Annotated in this window: 18 protein-coding genes; 7 read left to right on the top strand and 11 right to left on the bottom strand. The window is 71.4% G+C overall.

What is annotated here, in order from left to right; translation table 11 throughout:
- Positions 1 to 11 precede the first annotated feature (11 nt).
- Both AC4BG9_RS02840 and AC4BG9_RS02835 read right to left on the bottom strand, forming a co-directional pair.
- On the bottom strand, positions 12 to 896 hold the full coding sequence (locus AC4BG9_RS02840) for a glutamate ABC transporter substrate-binding protein (RefSeq protein ID WP_490569564.1): 885 nt from the start codon (positions 894 to 896) through the stop codon (positions 12 to 14).
- 52 nt (positions 897 to 948) lie between these two features.
- On the bottom strand, positions 949 to 1,713 hold the full coding sequence (locus tag AC4BG9_RS02835; protein WP_490569563.1) for an amino acid ABC transporter ATP-binding protein: 765 nt from the start codon (positions 1,711 to 1,713) through the stop codon (positions 949 to 951).
- 100 nt (positions 1,714 to 1,813) lie between these two features.
- Between AC4BG9_RS02835 and miaB the strand changes: the two genes are divergently transcribed.
- Positions 1,814 to 3,316 (top strand): tRNA (N6-isopentenyl adenosine(37)-C2)-methylthiotransferase MiaB, encoded by a 1,503-nt coding sequence (gene miaB, locus AC4BG9_RS02830; protein WP_490569562.1) that lies wholly within the window; start codon positions 1,814 to 1,816, stop codon positions 3,314 to 3,316.
- A 70-nt stretch (positions 3,317 to 3,386) separates the two neighbouring features.
- Here the strand turns inward: miaB and AC4BG9_RS02825 are convergent, their stop codons facing one another.
- The 4 genes from AC4BG9_RS02825 to AC4BG9_RS02810 form a co-directional block, all read right to left on the bottom strand.
- Positions 3,387 to 4,325, bottom strand: a complete 939-nt coding sequence (locus AC4BG9_RS02825; RefSeq protein ID WP_490569561.1) for a hypothetical protein — start codon at positions 4,323 to 4,325, stop codon at positions 3,387 to 3,389.
- Positions 4,326 to 4,460: 135 nt separating this feature from the next.
- On the bottom strand, positions 4,461 to 4,766 hold the full coding sequence (locus AC4BG9_RS02820) for a hypothetical protein (RefSeq protein WP_490569560.1): 306 nt from the start codon (positions 4,764 to 4,766) through the stop codon (positions 4,461 to 4,463).
- Positions 4,763 to 5,017 (bottom strand): hypothetical protein, encoded by a 255-nt coding sequence (locus AC4BG9_RS02815; RefSeq protein ID WP_490569559.1) that lies wholly within the window; start codon positions 5,015 to 5,017, stop codon positions 4,763 to 4,765. Before AC4BG9_RS02815 ends, AC4BG9_RS02820 begins: the two co-directional genes overlap by 4 nt.
- 15 nt (positions 5,018 to 5,032) lie before the next feature.
- Positions 5,033 to 5,482, bottom strand: coding sequence for an NUDIX domain-containing protein (locus tag AC4BG9_RS02810; protein WP_490569558.1), 450 nt, complete (start codon positions 5,480 to 5,482; stop codon positions 5,033 to 5,035).
- A 160-nt stretch (positions 5,483 to 5,642) separates the two neighbouring features.
- Between AC4BG9_RS02810 and miaA the strand changes: the two genes are divergently transcribed.
- Both miaA and dapF read left to right on the top strand, forming a co-directional pair.
- On the top strand, positions 5,643 to 6,554 hold the full coding sequence (miaA, locus tag AC4BG9_RS02805; protein WP_490569557.1) for a tRNA (adenosine(37)-N6)-dimethylallyltransferase MiaA: 912 nt from the start codon (positions 5,643 to 5,645) through the stop codon (positions 6,552 to 6,554).
- Between the two features lie 37 nt (positions 6,555 to 6,591).
- Positions 6,592 to 7,401 carry a diaminopimelate epimerase gene (gene dapF, locus AC4BG9_RS02800; RefSeq protein WP_490569556.1) on the top strand — a complete coding sequence of 270 codons (810 nt, stop codon included), beginning with the start codon at positions 6,592 to 6,594 and terminating at the stop codon, positions 7,399 to 7,401.
- On the opposite strand, the gene AC4BG9_RS02795 is transcribed toward dapF, so the two are convergent.
- Positions 7,344 to 7,964, bottom strand: a complete 621-nt coding sequence (locus AC4BG9_RS02795; protein ID WP_490569555.1) for an NAD(P)H-dependent oxidoreductase — start codon at positions 7,962 to 7,964, stop codon at positions 7,344 to 7,346. The two genes, dapF and AC4BG9_RS02795, sit on opposite strands and share 58 nt — an antisense overlap.
- Before the next feature lie 66 nt (positions 7,965 to 8,030).
- Between AC4BG9_RS02795 and AC4BG9_RS02790 the strand changes: the two genes are divergently transcribed.
- Complete coding sequence (locus tag AC4BG9_RS02790; RefSeq protein WP_490569554.1) at positions 8,031 to 8,606, top strand: TetR/AcrR family transcriptional regulator; 576 nt, start codon at positions 8,031 to 8,033, stop codon at positions 8,604 to 8,606.
- Between the two features lie 80 nt (positions 8,607 to 8,686).
- Positions 8,687 to 10,168 (top strand): GTPase HflX, encoded by a 1,482-nt coding sequence (gene hflX / locus AC4BG9_RS02785; RefSeq protein ID WP_490569553.1) that lies wholly within the window; start codon positions 8,687 to 8,689, stop codon positions 10,166 to 10,168.
- Positions 10,169 to 10,175: 7 nt separating this feature from the next.
- Here hflX and AC4BG9_RS02780 read toward each other — a convergent pair whose 3' ends face one another.
- Positions 10,176 to 10,307 carry a putative transporter small subunit gene (locus AC4BG9_RS02780; protein ID WP_490569552.1) on the bottom strand — a complete coding sequence of 44 codons (132 nt, stop codon included), beginning with the start codon at positions 10,305 to 10,307 and terminating at the stop codon, positions 10,176 to 10,178.
- Positions 10,308 to 10,330: 23 nt separating this feature from the next.
- The gene (locus AC4BG9_RS02775) at positions 10,331 to 12,001 is read right to left on the bottom strand and encodes a sodium:solute symporter family transporter (RefSeq protein ID WP_490569551.1); all 1,671 of its coding nucleotides are present in this window, start codon (positions 11,999 to 12,001) and stop codon (positions 10,331 to 10,333) included.
- A gap of 323 nt (positions 12,002 to 12,324) precedes the next feature.
- Here AC4BG9_RS02775 and secD point away from each other — a divergent pair, with 323 nt between their 5' ends.
- Both secD and AC4BG9_RS02765 read left to right on the top strand, forming a co-directional pair.
- Positions 12,325 to 14,595, top strand: coding sequence for a protein translocase subunit SecD (gene secD / locus AC4BG9_RS02770; RefSeq protein WP_490569550.1), 2,271 nt, complete (start codon positions 12,325 to 12,327; stop codon positions 14,593 to 14,595).
- A 38-nt stretch (positions 14,596 to 14,633) separates the two neighbouring features.
- A complete protein-coding gene (locus tag AC4BG9_RS02765; protein WP_490569549.1) occupies positions 14,634 to 16,649 on the top strand; it encodes an ATP-dependent DNA helicase in 2,016 nt (671 codons plus the stop codon).
- A gap of 3 nt (positions 16,650 to 16,652) precedes the next feature.
- Here the strand turns inward: AC4BG9_RS02765 and AC4BG9_RS02760 are convergent, their stop codons facing one another.
- Positions 16,653 to 17,405 (bottom strand): sulfotransferase family 2 domain-containing protein, encoded by a 753-nt coding sequence (locus AC4BG9_RS02760; protein ID WP_490569548.1) that lies wholly within the window; start codon positions 17,403 to 17,405, stop codon positions 16,653 to 16,655.
- A 34-nt stretch (positions 17,406 to 17,439) separates the two neighbouring features.
- On the bottom strand, positions 17,440 to 18,168 hold the full coding sequence (gene lexA, locus AC4BG9_RS02755) for a transcriptional repressor LexA (protein WP_490569547.1): 729 nt from the start codon (positions 18,166 to 18,168) through the stop codon (positions 17,440 to 17,442).
- Positions 18,169 to 18,225 lie beyond the last annotated feature (57 nt).

Below are 18,225 nucleotides of genomic sequence, written 5' to 3'. Positions count from 1 at the left end.
TCACGCCTGGATCAGGCGCAGTCGTCCAGCGCCGGGGGCTCGGGGGTCTCGACGCCCGACGGGCCGAGGGTGTCCTCGAAGGCCTTCGCCCACGTGCCGTCCTCGAACGCCTCGGTGAGGGTGTCGTTGATCCACTGGCACATCTCCGGGCTGTCCTGGGAGTAGCCGACGCCGATGCGCTCCTCGGAGAACTCCTCGCCGACGACCTTGAGCTGGCCCTCGTTCTGGGCGGCGAAGCCGGCCAGGATCGCGCCGTCGGTGGACATGCCCTCGACGGTGCCGTCGAGCACCTTCTGCACGCACTCGGAGTAGCTGTCGAAGCCCACGCCCTTGGCGCCCTGCTCGTTGATCCGGTCGATCGAGGTCGAGCCCGTCACCGAGCAGACCTCCTTGCCCTTGAGGTCGTCGATGCTCTCGACGTCGCTGTCGGCGGGGACCAGGAGCTGCTGGCCGGTGACCATGTAGGGGCCGGCCTGGCCGACGACCTTGCGGCGGTCGTCGGTGATCGAGTAGGTCGCGAGCACCAGGTCGACGCGGCCCTCCTGCAGGAAGGGCTCGCGGTTGTCGGAGATGGTCTCGGTCCAGATGTCGGCGTTGTTCGGGTCGATGCCGAGGTCGGCGACCAGGATCTTGGCGACCTCGACGTCGAAGCCCTTCGGGATGTCGTCGGTGGCACCCTTGAAGCCGAGGCCGGGCTGGTCGAACTTGACGCCCACGGTGATCTTGCCGGACTCGGCGATCTCCTTCATGCGCGTGCCGTCCTCGAAGTCCTCGGCTGCGTTCTCCGAGACCTCGACGTCCTCACCGGCGTCGTCCTCGCCCGCGTCGCCGCAGGCGGCCATGGTCAGCGCCAGCGTGGCGCCGACGATGAGCGCCTTGCTCCTGATGAATCGCATGCGTTCTCCCTTGCTTTTCTCGGGTTGATGAGTCGTGCGTCTGGGGGGATGCTCAGTGCTTGAGGATCTTGCCGAGGAAGTCCTGGGCCCGCTCCGAGCGCGGGTTGGTGAAGAACTCCTCGGGGGTGTTCTCCTCGACGATGGCGCCGTCGGACATGAAGACCACCCGGTCGGCGGCGGTGCGGGCGAAGCCCATCTCGTGGGTGACCACGATCATCGTCATCCCGCCGCCGGCGAGGTCGACCATCACGTCGAGGACCTCCTTGATCATCTCCGGGTCGAGGGCCGAGGTCGGCTCGTCGAAGAGCATCACCTTCGGCTCCATCGCCAGCGCGCGGGCGATCGCCACCCGCTGCTGCTGGCCCCCGGAGAGTTGGGCGGGGTACTTCTCGGCCTGGTGCGCGACGCCGACCCGCTCGAGCAGCTCCATCGCGCGCTTCTCGGCGGTGGCCTTGTCCTGCTTGCGCACCTTGATCGGCCCCAGCGTGACGTTCTCCAGGATCGTCTTGTGGGCGAAGAGGTTGAAGGACTGGAAGACCATCCCCACCTCGGCGCGGAGGTTGGCCAGGGCCTTGCCCTCCTGGGGGAGCGGCTGCCCGTCGAGGCTGATGGAGCCCTTGTCGATCGTCTCGAGGCGGTTGATCGCCCGGCAGAGCGTCGACTTGCCGGACCCCGACGGACCGATCACCACGACGACCTCGCCGCGGGCGACCTCCAGGTCGATGTCCTTCAGCACGTGCAGCTGCCCGAACCACTTGTTGACGCCCTGGAGGCTGACCAGGGTCTGGCCGGTGGAGGTGCTCTGAGCCACGGTCATTGCGGCAACCTACCCAGAGTGCACGCGGCGAGGCACCCCTGACCCCGTTGGTTCACCGAATCGTGACCTCGCGGCAGGGTCGCCGTACCCTGGGGAGGCCATGACTGCCACGCCCCAGACCGCTCCCCGCACCTACGAGGTCCGCACCTACGGGTGCCAGATGAACGTCCACGACTCCGAGCGCCTCACCGGGCTGCTGGAGGAGGCGGGCTACGCCGCCGCCCCGGCCGGCGAGCAGGCCGACGTCGTGGTCTTCAACACCTGCGCGGTGCGGGAGAACGCCGACAACAAGCTCTACGGCAACCTGAGCCACCTCGCCCCGGTCAAGGCCAAGCGCCCCGGCATGCAGATCGCCGTCGGCGGCTGCATGGCGCAGAAGGACCGGGAGACCATCGTGGCGCGGGCGCCGTACGTCGACGTCGTCTTCGGCACCCACAACATCGGCTCGCTGCCGGCCCTGCTCGACCGGGCCCGCTCCCAGGAGGAGGCGCAGGTCGAGATCCTGGAGTCCCTCTCGGTCTTCCCCTCCACGCTGCCGACCAAGCGCGACTCGGCCTACGCCGCCTGGGTCTCCATCTCGGTGGGCTGCAACAACACGTGCACGTTCTGCATCGTGCCGGCTCTGCGCGGCAAGGAGACCGACCGGCGTCCCGGCGACATCCTCGCCGAGATCCGGGCGTTGGTCGCCGAGGGCGTCACCGAGGTGACCCTGCTGGGCCAGAACGTCAACGCCTACGGAGTCGAGTTCGGTGACCGCCAGGCCTTCTCCAAGCTGCTGCGCGCCTGCGGCGAGATCGAGGGGCTGGAGCGGGTCCGCTTCACCTCCCCGCACCCGGCCGAGTTCACCGACGACGTGATCGAGGCGATGGCGCAGACCCCCAACGTGATGCCGCAGCTGCACATGCCGCTGCAGTCCGGCTCGGACCGGGTGCTGCGCGCGATGCGCCGCTCCTACCGGCAGTCGAAGTTCCTCGGGATCATCGAGCGGGTGCGCGCCGCGATGCCGCACGCGGCGATCTCCACCGACATCATCGTCGGCTTCCCCGGCGAGACCGAGGAGGACTTCCTCCAGACCCTCGAGGTGGTCCGCCGGGCCCGGTTCGCCAACGCCTACACCTTCCAGTACTCCATCCGCCCCGGGACGCCGGCCGCGGCCATGCCCGACCAGATCCCGCCCGAGGTGGTCAAGGACCGCTACCAGCGCCTCGTCGCGGTGGTCGAGGAGGTCGCCTGGGAGGAGAGCCGCAAGCAGGTCGGTCAGGTCGTCGAGCTGATGGTCTCCGAGGGCGAGGGGCGCAAGGACAACGCCACCGCCCGCCTGTCGGGTCGTGGCCCCGACAACCGGCTGGTCCACTTCGAGGCCGACTTCAGCGGCGTCGAGGCCGACTCCGTGCGCCCCGGCGACATGGTGACCGTCCGGGTCACCTACGCCGCCCCGCACCACCTGGTCGCCGACGGCCCGGTGCTCTCGGTGCGCCGTACCCGCGCCGGCGACGCGTGGGAGCGCCGTACCGCGGCCCCCGCGCCGGCCTCCGGCGTCGGGCTCGGCATGCCGACCCTCGGCGTCCCCGCCCCGTTGCCGCCTGCGCCCGCCTGCCGCTGACCCGCCGCTGCGTCATACGGGTTTGTGCACCGGCAAGGTCACCCGCTGACCTTCTCGCTGCACAAACCACTCAGCAGGACGGGCAACTGCGGGGGCTGCCGGACCAGCCGCGGGTCCTGAGCAGCGCCCCGAGTCGCGCGGCTGTGAGGCAGGAGTGGTCGAAGACCTGGCCCCACCCCAGACGGATCGTGACCCACCCCGCGACAGCGGCATCCAGATCCCGTTCGAGGTCGCGGTGGCGTGCCGCGGCCGTGTCGTGGAAGAGGCGGCCGTCCAGCTCGACCAGGAGACCGTGGGCTCGATACTCCACATCCCGGTAGACCGAACCCCGGAGCGAGTCCCGCACCTGCCGGTCGGCCGCGGGCAGGCCGTGCGCCCGCTCGACCCGGTGCAGGTACCCGTGCTCGAGCACCGAGCAGGCTCCCGTCGCCACGTCATCGAGGACCCTGGCGAGGAACCGTCGTCGAGGCAAGCGCTCGAGCTCGGTCCAGGCCGCCTGGAGCCGGGGTGCGGTGGTCCGGCGGGACTGGACCGCGTCCGACAGGATCCGCACCGCTCCGAAGTCGCTCGAGGCTCGGGCGGCCTCGCGCAGCACGGCGTGCTCGGTGCGCATCCGGGGTGGCGAGGTGTTCCAGTGGACCTTCGGTGTGAGGTCGGCGACCCGGTGCAGGCGCAGGCCCGGCGGAAGGTCGAGATCGCGCTCGCGCTCCACCGCCACGTGGATGACGCCGGCGTCGTGCGCGGTCCTACCCGGACCGTCGGTCATCCGGAGGGAGGAGGAGTCGCACAGCGCCGCCGGCCACGCGAAGAGGACCCCGGCCCACGCGCGCTGGATCCATGTCGGCTCGCCGGTGTGGGCGAGGTAGACCCGGGGGTGGTGCCGCGTCAGCTCGCGGCGCCGCTCGAGCCGACGAAGGTCATGGGGCTGCAGACCTGCCTCCAAGGCCTGCCGCCGGGAGATGACCCCCGACTGGTGCGCGAGCAGCTCGGCGAAGTGGTCGGTCGTCACGCCCCCGAGACTGCCGCCGACGTCCGGGACCGTGCCCTCGCGGTGGCCGGATGCTGGGGAGGGCGCCGTGTTCCACAGGGTCTGTGCTCCCGAAGGGTCACCAGGTGTCCCTCCGGGAGCACAAAGCGTGCTGGCTCAGCGCCCGACGTCGTCCGACGGGGCCTGCTTGGGCGGGATGCCGACCGGCTTGGGCTCGTGGCCGTCGGCGGACTGCTCGGGCGGCGCGTCGTCCGGGTCGACCGGGTGGGGTGCGGAGTCCCGCAGTCCGTCGGTCGCCTCCTGGCCGGGGCCGGCGTGGCCGACCCGCTCGCTGCTGATCCCCATGCCGCCGCCGAGGCGGTCGTCGCCGCCCGCGGCCGGGTTGGAGCCCTGCAGGGACTCGGCCACGTCCGGGTCGACGGCGCCCGGGTCACGGTCCTGGTCTGGTGTCTTCTCACTCATGCCGGCGGCTCGTCCTCGGTGTCGTCCTCGCCCGAGACCTTGCCGTCGTCGGGCGCCTGGTCCTTCTCCTGGTCGGGCTCGGTGATCTCGTCCGGGATCGCGTCGTCGACGGCCGCGTTGTCCGCGGGGTCGAGGTCGTGCGGGACCGGATCGGCCGTGGGCTCGTCGGGCACGATGGCGTCCACGCCCCCCGGGTGGAGCTCGGGCTCCTCGGTGGTGGGCTTCGGCTGCTTGCCGATCTCGTCACTCATGCGCGCGCTCCTGGTTCAGAATCCGAAGGTCAGGTACTTCACCTCAGTGCCCAGATTGGCCAGCGCCAATCGTTCGTGACCGACCACGGGGTCGGGGAGGGCGTCGAGCGGGAACCAGTCCAGTGCCGCGCACTTCTCCGGCTCCACGATGCGGGGCTCCCCGTCCCAGCTGCGGGCGGTGAGGAAGAAGTCGATCCGCTCGTCGATCGCCGACGCGTGGGCGGTGCGCTGCATCGTGAACTCCAGGCGGAGGTCGGCGCCGGTGATGCCGAGCTCCTCGGCAGCCTCGCGGTGCGCCGCGTCGTACGCCGTCTCGCCCCGCTCCACGTGACCCGCGGCGGCGGCCGCCCAGTGGTCGTCCATGTAGCCGGTGCCGGTGCGCAGCTGGAGCAACACCTCGGTGCCCCCTGCCCCCTCGCGCAGCAGGTAGACGTAGCTGGCGGGGACGACGACGAAGCGCTCCACCTCAGCCGGTCGGGTTCGAGGGGTCGGTGGGCGGCCCGGGGGTGGTCAGCCCCGGCTCCTCCTCGGTCTGCGGGTCGGGCGTCGGGCGCTCCTCGTGCTCCGGGTCTCCCATGTTCCACCTCCAGCTCGTCGGTCAGGTCGCCTTGGCACACTAGCCCCCATGCCCAGCGAGCTCCCGCCCGTCGTCGCCGTGGTCGGGGCGACGGCCGCCGGCAAGACGGGGCTCTCCCTCGACCTGGCCGAGCGGCTGGACGGCGAGGTCGTCAACACCGACGCGATGCAGGTCTACCGCGGCATGGACATCGGCACCGCCAAGCTGCCCCCGGAGCAGCGGCGCGGCATCCCGCACCACCTGCTCGACCTGATGAGCGTGCGGGAGACCGCCAACGTGGCGCAGTTCCAGGAGCTGGCACGGCGCACGATCGCGGAGGTGCGCGGGCGGGGCCGGGTGCCGGTCCTGGTCGGCGGCTCGGCGCTCTACACCCGCGCGGTGCTCGACCGCTTCGAGTTCCCGGGCACCGAGGAGTCGGTACGCCGCCGGCTCGAGGCCGAGCTCGCCGAGGCCGGCCCCGCCCTCCTGCACGCCCGCCTGGCGAGCCTCGACCCACAGGCGGCCGCCGGCATCCTGGTCGCCAACGGGCGCCGCGTGGTCCGTGCCCTGGAGGTCATCGAGATCACCGGCAGGCCCTTCAGCGCCACCTTGCCGCGGCTGGAGTACGCCGACCCGACGACGGTGCAGATCGGCGTGGACATCGACCGCCCCACCCTCCACGCCCGGATCGCCCGGCGGGTGGCGCAGATGTTCGACGAGGGCTTCGTCGAGGAGGTCGAGCGGTTGCTGGCCGAAGGCCTGGAGGAGGGACTGACCGCCTCCCGGGCGATCGGCTACCGCGAGGTCGCGGCCCACCTGCACGGCGAGCTCACCCTGGCCGAGGCCCAGGAGCGGACCGTGATCGCGACCCGGCGCTTCGCCCGGCGGCAGGACTCCTGGTTCCGCAAGGACCCCCGGATCACCTGGATCCGGTTCGACGACCCAGACCGGGTGGAGCGTGCGCTCCGCGCGGTCGGCTGACCGGGGCGTCCCGGTGGCCGGGTGTCACACTGGGCCGGTGACTTATCCGTTCCTCAAGGGCCACGGCACCGAGAACGACTTCGTGCTGCTGCCCGACCACGACGGGTCCGTCCACGGGGACCTCTCCGCCGAGCGGGTCCGCGCCCTCTGCGACCGCCGGGCGGGCCTGGGTGCCGACGGGGTGCTGCGGGTGCTGCGCACCTCGGCCGTCGGGGCGGGGGACCCCGAGTGGTTCATGGACTACCGCAACTCCGACGGCTCGGTCAGCGAGATGTGCGGCAACGGCCTGCGCGTCTTCGTCCGTCACCTGGTCGAGGAGGGGCTGGTCCCGGCCGACGAGCCGGTGCCGGTGGCCACCAGGGACGGGATCAAGGTCTGCACCGTCGACGGCGACCTGGTCACCCTCGACATGGGGGTGCCGAAGGTGCTGGGGGAGACCTCGGTGGCGGTGGGCGAGCGTTCCTGGCCGGCGCTCAGCGTCGACATGGGCAACCCGCACGCCGTGGCCTTCGTCGACGACCTGGCCGACGCCGGGTCGCTGCTGGTGGCGCCGCGCCACGACCCCGCGGTCTTCCCCGACGGGGTCAACGTGGAGTTCGTCGTCCGCCGCGCCGCCGGTCACGTCGCGATGCGCGTCCACGAGCGCGGCTCGGGGGAGACCCGCAGTTGCGGCACCGGCGCCTGCGCGGTGATGGTGGCGACCGCTCGCGCCGACGGCGCCTCGCGCCCGGCGACGTACCGGGTGGACGTGCCGGGCGGGGAGCTCCAGGTGAGCTGGACCGAGCAGGGTCACGTCCTGCTGACGGGGCCCGCCGTGATCGTGGCCCGGGGAGAGACCGCGCTCTGAGTCGAGTCGCGGGCGCCGAGCGCCTCGCACTGGTCCAGCCACTGCGCGCGACGCTGCTCCGAGGCGTGGCGGACGTCGGTGAAGCGGGTGACCTTGACCGGCTTGATGCCGCAGAACTCCAGGGTCCGGGCCTTCACCTGCTTGACCGTGGTGTCTCCCACCAGCGGCAGGTACCAGCGGGGTGAGTCCGAGGTGACGACCACCCGACCGGTACGGCCGGCGAGCAGGCCCTCGGGGCGTCCGTTGTCGAGGTAGCGGAACGCCCAGCCGATCTCCAGGGTCCGGTCGAAGAAGCCCTTGAGGAGTGCCGGCACCGAGCCCCACCAGAGCGGGGTGAGCACGGTGACGTGCTCGCTGGACTCCAGCAGCTCGCGGGCGCGTGCCAGGTCGGGCTCCAGGTGCTGGCCGGGGCGGTAGCCGGCGTGCAGCACGGGGTCGAAGTCGAGCTCGCGCAGGGTCAGCGCGACCCCCTCGGCGGCGGCGCCGGCGGCGTAGCGGGCGGAGAGGGCGGCGGTGAGCGACGTCGGGTCGGGGTGGGCGTCGACGATCAGGGTGCGGGTCATGGCGGTGCTCCGATCTGGACAATGACAAGAATGTGGACACCGCCAACATCGCGTACCATCTTGTCCGTGTCAAGATCTCCGTCGGCCTATCACCACGGCAACCTCCGGCCCGCACTGGTGGCGGCCGCGGCCGACCTGCTCGAGGAGGTGCCTCCGGCCCGGATCAGCCTCCGCGAGGTCGCCCGTCGCGCCGGGGTCAGCCACAACGCGCCCTACCACCACTTCGGGGACCGGGCGGGGCTGCTCGTGGCGGTCGGCGTGCGGGCGATGGGCGACCTGGTCGCCGCCCAGGAGCGGGCGATGGCGGGGGAGGAGGGGCCGGTGGCGCGGCTGAGCGCGATGTTCACGGCGTACGTCGGGTTCGCGGCCGACAACCCGCAGGCGTTCTCCCTGATCTTCGACCCCGAGTACTGCTCGGCCGGCACGCCCTCGGACGCGATGGCGCCGCTGATCGCGCGCAACGAGGAGCTCCTGGCCCGCGAGGTGGACGGGCTGGTGGCGCTGCCTCGCTTCGCGGGCCGCGACCCCGCCGCCCTGGCGGCCGGCCTGTGGGCCACCGTGCACGGGATGTCGGAGCTGGTGGTGCTCGGCCACCTGCCTCGCGAGGTGGTCGCGCCCGCGGCCGCCGCCCTCCTCGCATGAGGAATGGCCGGGGCGGGCACAACGTTGACCACCGATAACGGGTCGCGTCAGGTGCGCCCCGGGCCTACCCTGAAGGGCATATGACGAACGCACGCGACTTCTCGCTGAACGACCAGCTCGACGCCACGCAGGCGTGGGACGACGACGACTTCGAGTCGGGCTACGCGGAGCCCGACCCCGATGAGCCCGACCCCGAGGAGACCACCGGGTCGATGGACCTCGCCGAGCGCCACGCGCTCAAGCGGGTCGCCGGCCTCTCCACCGAGCTCGAGGACATCTCCGAGGTCGAGTACCGCCAGCTCCGGCTCGAGCGGGTCGTCCTGGTCGGCGTCTGGACCGAGGGGTCGGTCGAGGACGCGGAGAACTCCATGGCCGAGCTGGCGCTGCTGGCCGAGACCGCGGGCGCCGAGGTGCTCGACGCCATCTACCAGCGCCGGCAGCGCCCGGACCCCGCGACCTACATCGGGCGCGGCAAGGTCGACGGGCTGCGCGAGATCGTCGCCGCCACCGGCGCCGACACCGTGATCTGCGACGGGGAGCTGGCGCCCAGCCAGCTGAGGAACCTCGAGGACCGGCTCAAGGTCAAGGTCGTCGACCGGACCGCGCTGATCCTCGACATCTTCGCCCAGCACGCCAAGTCGCGTGAGGGCAAGGCGCAGGTCGAGCTGGCCCAGCTGACCTACATGAAGCAGCGGCTGCGCGGCTGGGGTGGCAACCTCTCCCGCCAGGCCGGTGGCCGGGTCTCCGGCGGTGAGGGCATCGGCGGCCGCGGCCCCGGTGAGACCAAGATCGAGACCGACCGTCGCCGGATCAACGACAAGATCGCCAAGCTCCGCCGTGACCTCAAGGCGATGAAGGGCACCCGGGAGACCAAGCGCTCCCAGCGCCAGCGCAACCAGATCCCGTCGGTGGCGATCGCCGGCTACACCAACGCCGGCAAGTCCTCGCTGCTCAACCGGCTCACCGACGCCGGGGTCCTGGTCGAGGACGCGCTCTTCGCCACCCTCGACCCCACCACCCGGCGTACGACGACCGCCGACGGCCGCGTCTACACGATGAGCGACACCGTCGGCTTCGTCCGGCACCTGCCCCACCAGCTCGTCGAGGCGTTCCGCTCGACGCTGGAGGAGGTCGCCGACTCCGACCTGATCCTGCACGTCGTCGACGGCTCGCACCCCGACCCGGAGGGCCAGTTGGCCGCCGTCCGCGAGGTCTTCGCCGAGATCGGGGCCGACAAGGTGCCCGAGCTGGTGGTGATCAACAAGGCTGACGCGGCCGACCCGATGGTCATCGCCCGGCTGCGCCAGCGCGAGCCCCACAGCGTGGTGGTCAGCGCCCGCACGGGCGAGGGCATCGCCGAGGCGCTCGCGACCGTCGAGGCCGAGCTGCCCCACCCGTCGGTGGAGTTCGACGCGCTGCTGCCCTACGAGCGGGGCGACCTGCTCAACAAGCTGCACCAGCACGGCGAGATCGACCAGCTCGAGCACACCGGCGCCGGGACCAGGGTCCGCGGACGAGCACACGAGGAGCTCGCGGGCGAGCTCCTCGTGTACTCCGTCTGAGCCGTCCTCAGATGAGGTCGCGCCCCTCGCGGCGCGCCTCGCGCCACTCGCCGAGGAACGCGCGGCTGATCACGAAGAGGACGGCGGCGACGATCACCGGCCACATCAGGACGTAGAGGGTGAGTGCGACGGTGCTCATGGCGTTCTCCTTCTGGATCCGGGTCAGCGGACCGGGTCGAGGTTGTCGTCGAGGTCGTCGTCGGCGTCGAAGTCGCCGACCAGGTCCTTGACCGAGTCGAAGTCGAACGACGCGCCGCTGAGCGACGACATGCCCCAGCAGACCAGCGTGCTGACGGCGTAGGCGACCAACGAGCCGCTGAGGGTGGCGTAGTCGTGGATCGCCCCGAAGGCGAACGGGGCCGAGACCAGCGCCGCGACGACACCGGCGATCTTCGCGGGCGTGAGCCCGAGGAAGCCGAAGACCATCAGGGCGGCGACCACGCCGACGCCGATGATGGAGAGCACGTCAACGACGAGCCCGGTGACGCCGTTCATCGGGATGAGCGAGAAGCGCACCGGGAGGAAGACGGCCAGGGCGACCAGCACCGAGACGGTGAACGCCTTGTTGGTGACCTTCTCCCAGTAGAAGCTGGCGATCACCGGGAAGACCAGCGCACCCCACAGGGCACCGACGAAGACCAGCAGGTCGAGGATGTCGAGCTGGAGGCTGGCGAAGGCGATGGCGATCGCCGTCGAGACGACCATGGTGGCGCGGCCGATCAGCAGCATGGTGCGCGGGTTGGCGCCCTCGCGGCCGGCGACGTTCTGGCCGTAGACGTCGGCCATCACGATCGAGGACAGCGCCGAGAGGTCGGAGTCCGCGGTCGAGGAGAGCGCCCCGATGATCATGATGAAGAAGACGGCCACCAGGACACCGGGCAGGTAGGCGGCGGCCATCTGCGGGACGAGGTTGTTGACGTCCCCGCCCTGCGGCTCCAGCCCCAGGTAGAGCGCCATCACGCCCAGCATCCCGACCCCGATCACCATCGCGCCGTAGCCGACGGTGGCGGTGATGAAGGTGGGCTTGATCAGGTCCTCGCGCACGGCGAAGAGCCGCTGCGCGATGGTCTGGTTGCCGATGGCGTAGGCGAGGACCGCGGCGATGTAGGGCGCTCCCTGGTTGAGGAAGGCGTCGCTGGAGAAGAAGTTGCCCTGCTGCGCGGTCAGGTTGCCGGCGCCTGTCTCGAACGCCGCGGGGAAGCCGGCGGCGAAGAAGATCACCGGCACGATCACCATGACGGCACCGAGCATCGCCGCGACCTGCACGAAGTCGGTCAGCACCGAGGCGCGGAAGCCGGACCACAGCGTGTAGAGCAGCACGCCCCCGGCCACCATGAAGACGCCCTGGACGAAGGTGAAGGGGGAGAGCAGCGAGATGAGCACGCCGCCGGCGATGAAGTTGGACATCAGGCTGATCAGGCTGCCGACCACGTTGGAGCCGGCGAGCATCAGCTGGCTGGAGCGGCCGTGGCGCACGTGCAGCACCTCGGCGAGGGTGTGTGCGCGGGGCGCGACGGCGCGGATCCGCCGGCCGAACGGGTAGATGAACAAGATCATCAGCGCGCCCCACAACCCGTAGTGGATCGGGCCGGAGATGCCGTAGGTGTAGCCGGAGCTGGCGGAGGCGTACATCGACGACGCCCAGATCCAGGTCGCGGTCATGCTGGCCGCGGAGATCCCGAAGCCGATGTTGTGGCCGGCGGTCATGTAGCCGTCGGCGTTCTCGTTCTTCTTGCCGATCCGCGTGGAGATCCAGAAGGTCCCCCCGTAGAACGCCAGCAGCAGGAGCAGGATCGTCCCCACTCCGAAGGTCACCGAATCCAACCCGTCCACGTGCAGCTCCTCACGTCGCCGGAGGCGTCGCACCCCGCCGGCAGCGTTCCCGGAACCGGTGCGTGGTCGGGGGTTCTCGCTGGCGGCGGCCGCGTCCACACCCGGGGGCGGACGTCGGGGGTGGTCCCCGAAGGCGCGCGCTTAGGGCCCCAGCGAGTCAGTGATTCCTCGGGAGCTCCGACTTCTCAGCACGTTATCAACTTCCTCTCAGGTAACGTCACGGGGGACCTTCCGAGGGCACCGGAACCAACCGGGCGCGCGGCGCGTTCCAGAGGAGGTGCCCGGATTGGGCACCTCTGGTCGGCTAGGGAAAGATGCGTCGCATGTCACGTGGTGCCTGGATCCGCTTCATCCTCGTGCTCGGCCTGCTGGCCGGGTGCGCAGCGCTCGCCCTCAACAAGGAGCCGAGGCTGGGTCTCGACCTCAGCGGCGGCACGTCGATCACCCTGGAGACCAGCGACAGCCCCTCGGGGGTGAAGGCCAACGCGGAGAACACCGACCGGGCCGTCGAGGTCCTGCGGGGCCGCGTCGACGCGCTCGGCGTCTCCGAGCCGACCCTGGTCCGCTCCGGTGACAACCGCATCCTGGTCGAGCTGCCCGACGTGCAGGACTCCGAGCAGGCGGTCGAGACGATCGGCCGGACGGCGCAGCTGACCGTCCACCCGGTGGTCGCCGGCGGCCTGCCGAACGCCGACGGCAAGCCCTCGGAGAAGGGCAACCTGCTCGTCCCCAGCGAGCAGGGCGACGTGCTCGAGGTGGGCCCCGCGGTGATGGAGGGCAACGACATCACCGGCGCCGAGGCGGTGCAGCCCCAGAACAGCACGGGCTGGGCCGTCGCGGTCGACTTCTCCCGCGCCGGATCCGACGCCTTCGAGAAGCTCTCCGCCGACGCCGCCTGCGCCACCGGCGACCAGCGTCGCATCGCCATCGTGCTCGACGGCGAGGTGATCTCCTCGCCCGAGGTCCAGGTGCCCTGCGGCAGCGCGATCATCGGCAGCACCCAGATCACCGGCAACTTCACGATCCAGGAGGCCCAGGAGCTGGCCATCCTGATCGAGGGCGGCGCGCTGCCGCTGCCGGTGGAGATCATCTCGGTCAGCGAGATCGGCCCCACCCTGGGTGACGCCGCGATCGACGCCTCGTGGAAGGCCGGCGTCATCGGCCTGGTGCTCACCGGGCTCTTCATCATCTTCGTCTACCGCTTCGTCGGCTTCCTCGCCACGATCGCGCTGACCTCCTACGCGCTGCTGGCCTACGCGATGCTCGTCGGGCTCGGCTCCACGCTGACCCTGCCGGGCCTCGCGGGCTTCGTGCTGGCCATCGGCATGGCGATCGACGCCAACGTGCTGGTCTTCGAGCGCGCCCGGGAGGAGTACCAGGCCAACCCGTCCGCGGGGCTGCGCCGGGCCCTGATGATCGGGTTCAACAAGGCCTGGACCGCGATCATCGACTCCAACGTCACCACCCTGCTCGCCGCCGGCCTGCTCTTCTTCCTCGGCTCCGGGCCGATCAAGGGCTTCGGTGTCACGCTGAGCATCGGCGTGGTGGCCTCGATGGTCTCGGCGCTGATCATCGCCCGGGTGCTCACCGAGCTAGGGGTCGCCAACAAGTGGGTCTCGCGGCACCCGCAGGTCTCCGGCATCGCCGACATCGGCCGGGTCCGCACCTGGCTGGAGCGCAAGAACCCGCAGCTGATGGTCAAGCGCGCGCTGTGGCTGGCGATCTCCGGCGTGGTCACCCTGGTGGCCCTGGCCGGCATCGTGGTCAACGGGCTCAACCTGGGCGTCGAGTTCAGCGGGGGCCGGGTGATGGAGTTCTCCACCACCGAGAAGCTGGACGCCGACGAGGCCCGCGACGCGGTCGAGGAGGCGGGCTTCGCCGACGCGACCGTCCAGGAGTCCGACCAGGCCAACATCACCGTCCGCACCGGCGAGATCAGCAACGAGGAGGCCGAGGAGATCCGGGCGGCCCTGGCCGAGATCGGCGGTGAGGCCGAGGAGGTCCGAGACGAGAAGATCAGCGCCTCGTTCGGCAACGAGCTGCGCGACAAGGCGATCATCGCCTTCGCGATCGCCTTCGCCGCCCAGCTGATCTACCTCGCCGTCCGCTTCAAGTGGACCTTCGGCCTGAGCGCGGTGATCGCGATGGCGCACGACGTGCTGATCGTGGTGGGTCTGTTCGCCTGGCTGCAGAAGCCGATCGACGGCATCTTCCTGGCCGCCGCGATGACCATCATCGGTCTGTCGGTCAACGACACGGTGGTCGTCTTCGACCGGGTCCGTGAGCGCTGGCGGGAGTCCAAGCCCGGCGAGCTCTTCACCGACTTGGCCAACAAGGCGGCGGTCGAGACGCTGCCGCGGACGGTCAACACGGGTCTGGGCACCATGTTCATCCTGGCCGCCCTCGCGGTCCTGGGTGGAGACTCGCTGCGCGACTTCGCGATCGCCCTGCTCGTGGGTCTGGTGGTCGGCACCTACAGCTCGGTCTTCACCGCGACCCCGCTGGTCACCTACCTCCAGGAGCGGTGGCCGATGTCGAAGGAGAAGAAGATCAGGGTCGAGCGCGCCCCCGACGACTCCGGTGCCGTCGTCTGAGGTGCCTGACTGTCGGCGCCCGGCCCTAGGCTTCTCGGATGCCTGACGCGACCGAGACCGCCGCACCTCCCGCACCCTCGGTGCCGGAGGTGCTGGCGGCTGCCGTGGGGGCGCTGGGCGGTCAGGAGCGCCCGGGCCAGGTCGAGATGGCCGAGGCGGTGACCGCGGCGATGGAGTCTGGCCAGCACCTGCTGGTCCAGGCCGGGACGGGCACCGGCAAGTCGTTGGCCTACCTGGTGCCCAGCCTGCTGCACCGCGACCGGGTGGTCGTGGCCACCGCCACCCTGGCCCTCCAGCACCAGCTGGTGGAGCGCGACATCCCGCGGCTCATGGAGGCGGTCGGCGACCGGGTGGACTCCTCCTACGCGGTGCTCAAGGGGCGGTCCAACTACGCCTGCCTGCACCGCGTCCGCGAGGGCGTCCCCGACGAGCAGGGTGTGCTGGTCGACGTCCCGGCCGGCTCGATGGGCGCCGAGGTCCTCGAGCTGCGCAGCTGGGCCGAGGCCGAGGTGGAGTCGGGCGGCTCCGGCGAGCGGGACAACGCGCCCCGCCACACCGACCGCACCTGGCGTCAGGTCAGCGTCAACCACCGGGAGTGCCTGGGCGCGGCGCGCTGCGCCTTCGCCACGGAGTGCTTCGCCGAACGGGCCAAGGAGAAGGCCCAGCGCTCCCACCTGATCGTCACCAACCACTCCTTGCTCGCCATCGACGCGATCGAGGGGGTGCCGATGATCCCCGACTACGACGTGGTGGTGATCGACGAGGCCCACGAGCTCACCGCGCGGGTCACCCAGGCGGCGACCGACGAGCTGTCCGTGGGCGACGTGGAGCGGGCCTCGCGCCGGGCCCAGCGCCACGTGGCCGAGAACGCCGGCGCCTCCAACCCCGCCGACGACCTGGCCGACGCCGCCGAGGCCCTCGCCGACGCCCTGGCGATGACCCCGGGGGGCCGGATCGACCAGATGGGGCAGCAGCTGGGCGACGCGCTGGTGCTGGTCCGCGACGCCGCCCGGGCGGTGGTCTCGGCGTTCGGCAAGGAGGAGAAGGGCGCGGGGGAGGTTGACGCCGCCCGGACCCAGGCCAAGGGGCTGGCTCAGGAGGTCTTCACGACCGCGGAGCGGATGGCGGCCGGCAGCGACGCCGACGTGCTGTGGCTCAACGAGGCCCGCGAGCGGATGCCCGCCCGGCTGGCCGTGGCACCGCTCCAGGTGTGGGCGCAGATGCGCGAGCGGCTGCTCACCGACAAGACGGTCGTCTTCACCTCGGCGACCCTGATGCTGGGCGGCGACTTCGCCTCCGTGGCCGGCAGCCTGGGGCTCAAGCCCTCGGAGCGCGTCGACACCGGCGCCCCCGCCGTGGAGTCCGAGGGAGCGCGCCCGTGGCGCGGGCTCGACGTGGGCTCGCCGTTCGACTACGGGCGCCAGGGCATCCTCTACCTCGCCCGCCACCTGCCGCCGCCCGGCCGGGACGGGCTGGGCCAGGCGCAGCTCGACGAGATCGTCGATCTCGTCGACGCCGCCGACGGGCGCACGCTTGGCCTCTTCTCCTCCCGCCGCGCCGCCGAGGCGGCCGCCGAGGTGGTGCGGGAACGGCTGCCCCACCTGACCACCCTGGCCCAGGGTGAGGCCCAGCTCCCCGAGCTGGCGCGTCAGTTCGTGGCCGACCCGCACACCTGCCTGTTCGGCACCCTGAGCCTGTGGCAGGGGATCGACGTGCCAGGGCAGACCTGCCAGCTGGTGCTGATCGACCGGATCCCGTTCCCGCGTCCCGACGACCCGCTGATGTCGGCCCGCCAGCGCGCGGCCGACCGCGCCGGGGGCAACGGCTTCATGCAGGTGGCCGCGACCCACGCCGCCCTGCTGCTGGCTCAGGGCGCCGGCCGGCTGATCCGCACCACCTCGGACCGGGGTGTGGTCGCGGTGCTCGACCCGCGGCTGGCCACCGCGAGGTACGGCGGGTTCCTCAAGGCCAGCCTCCCGCCCATGTGGACGACCCACGACCCGCAGGTGGTGCGCAAGGCGCTCAGCCGCCTGGCCGCGGCCGCCGGGGAGTAGGGCTCAGTAGCCGAGGATCTGGTAGTCGCGCCGGTACATCGCGCTGACCAGCTCGCGGAGCTCGTCCGAGACGTCGAGCCGACGCCCGCCGGGGGCCGTCTGGTTGCGCGGGCGGGCGGGCACGGCGGGCGCGCCGACCCGCTCGCAGACCTCGGCGAAGTCGCGGTCGAAGGTCTCCAGCCGTCCCACGAAGTCGACCCGGTCGAGGTCGATCAGTCGGGTCTGCAGCGCCAGGTGCTGGTCGGTGCCCGGGACGGCGCGCAGGTCGTGGGTGGCGGTCCACCGGGCGAACTCCTCGACCCGCTGCATCCGGGCGTGGGTGTCGCCGTCGAACTTGAAGTAGTTCGTGTTGACGACCTTGTCCTGCCAGGCCGAGAGGAACCGCTCGAGCGGGTCGCGGACGAAGGCGAAGGCGAAGTAGTCGGCGAAGAGCGCCGTCGGGTAGCGCACCCGCATCGCGTGGTCGACGTCGAGGGAGACCTCGTGGGTGGCGAAGTGGTGCCGCACGGTGCGGGTGGCGACCTTGGCGACCCGGTACCAGACGAAGCGGTGGCTGTGGCTGATCGTGAGGTTGTAGCCCAGCGCCGAGACCCAGCCGGCCTCCGCGCTCGCCCGGGAGAGCGCGTCGAGCAGGTCCTTCGACTCCGCCGTCAGCTTGAAGCGGTCGTCGGGCCGGGTGCGGAACACCTCCGGCGAGACCCCCTCGGCGAGCGGCGGGGCCGGTGAGGACTGGGGCTCTGCTCGGGACCGTCGCATCGCCGCGAGTTTAGCCTGACCTCCCGGGCCAGGATCACATGCGGCGCAGGACCGCGGTGACCTTGCCGAGGATGGTGGCGTGGGTGCCGTCGATCGGCTCGTAGGCGTCGTTGTGGGGCAGCAGCCAGACCTGGCCGTCCTTGCGCTGGAAGGTCTTGACGGTCGCCTCGCCGTCGATCATCGCGGCCACGATCTCGCCGTTGGCGGCATCCGGCTGCTGCCGGATCACCACGTAGTCGCCGCTGCAGATGGCCGCGTCGATCATCGAGTCGCCCGAGACCTCGAGGAGGAAGAGGGTGCCGTCGCCGACGAGCTGCTTGGGGAGCGGGAAGACGTCCTCGACGCGCTCCTCGGCCAGGATCGGCCCGCCGGCGGCGATCCGGCCGAGGACCGGGACGTACTGGGCGGCGGGCGCCGCGTCGCCCACGCCCGTCGGGTCGAACGACGACTCCTCGGCGCTGCTCATCGCCCGGCGGGCGGCCAGCACCTCGGGCAGGAAGACCTCCAGGGCCCGAGGGCGGTTGGGGTCGCGCTTGAGGTAGCCCTTCTCCTCCAGCACCTTGAGCTGGTGGGCGACGCTGCTGGAGCTGGTGAGGCCGACCTCCCGGCCGATCTCGCGCATGCTCGGCGGGTAGCCACGCTGCTCGAGCGAGTCCTTGATGGAGAGCAGGATCCGCTGCTGACGCGGGGTGAGCCCGGTCGCGTCCGGCGGCCCGTCCGGCATCGGGACGACCTTGCCGCTCGTCTCGCGCGTCTTGGGCATGCGGTGCCTCCTGGGGGTGGTGCGGTCTCGGTGACCTCACCGTAGTGCGCCAGGAGG

The organism is Nocardioides sp. Z40_12 (assembly GCF_058215795.1).
The sequence above is the reverse complement of the archived record's forward strand: the minus strand, read 5'-3'. Positions and strand labels throughout refer to the sequence as shown.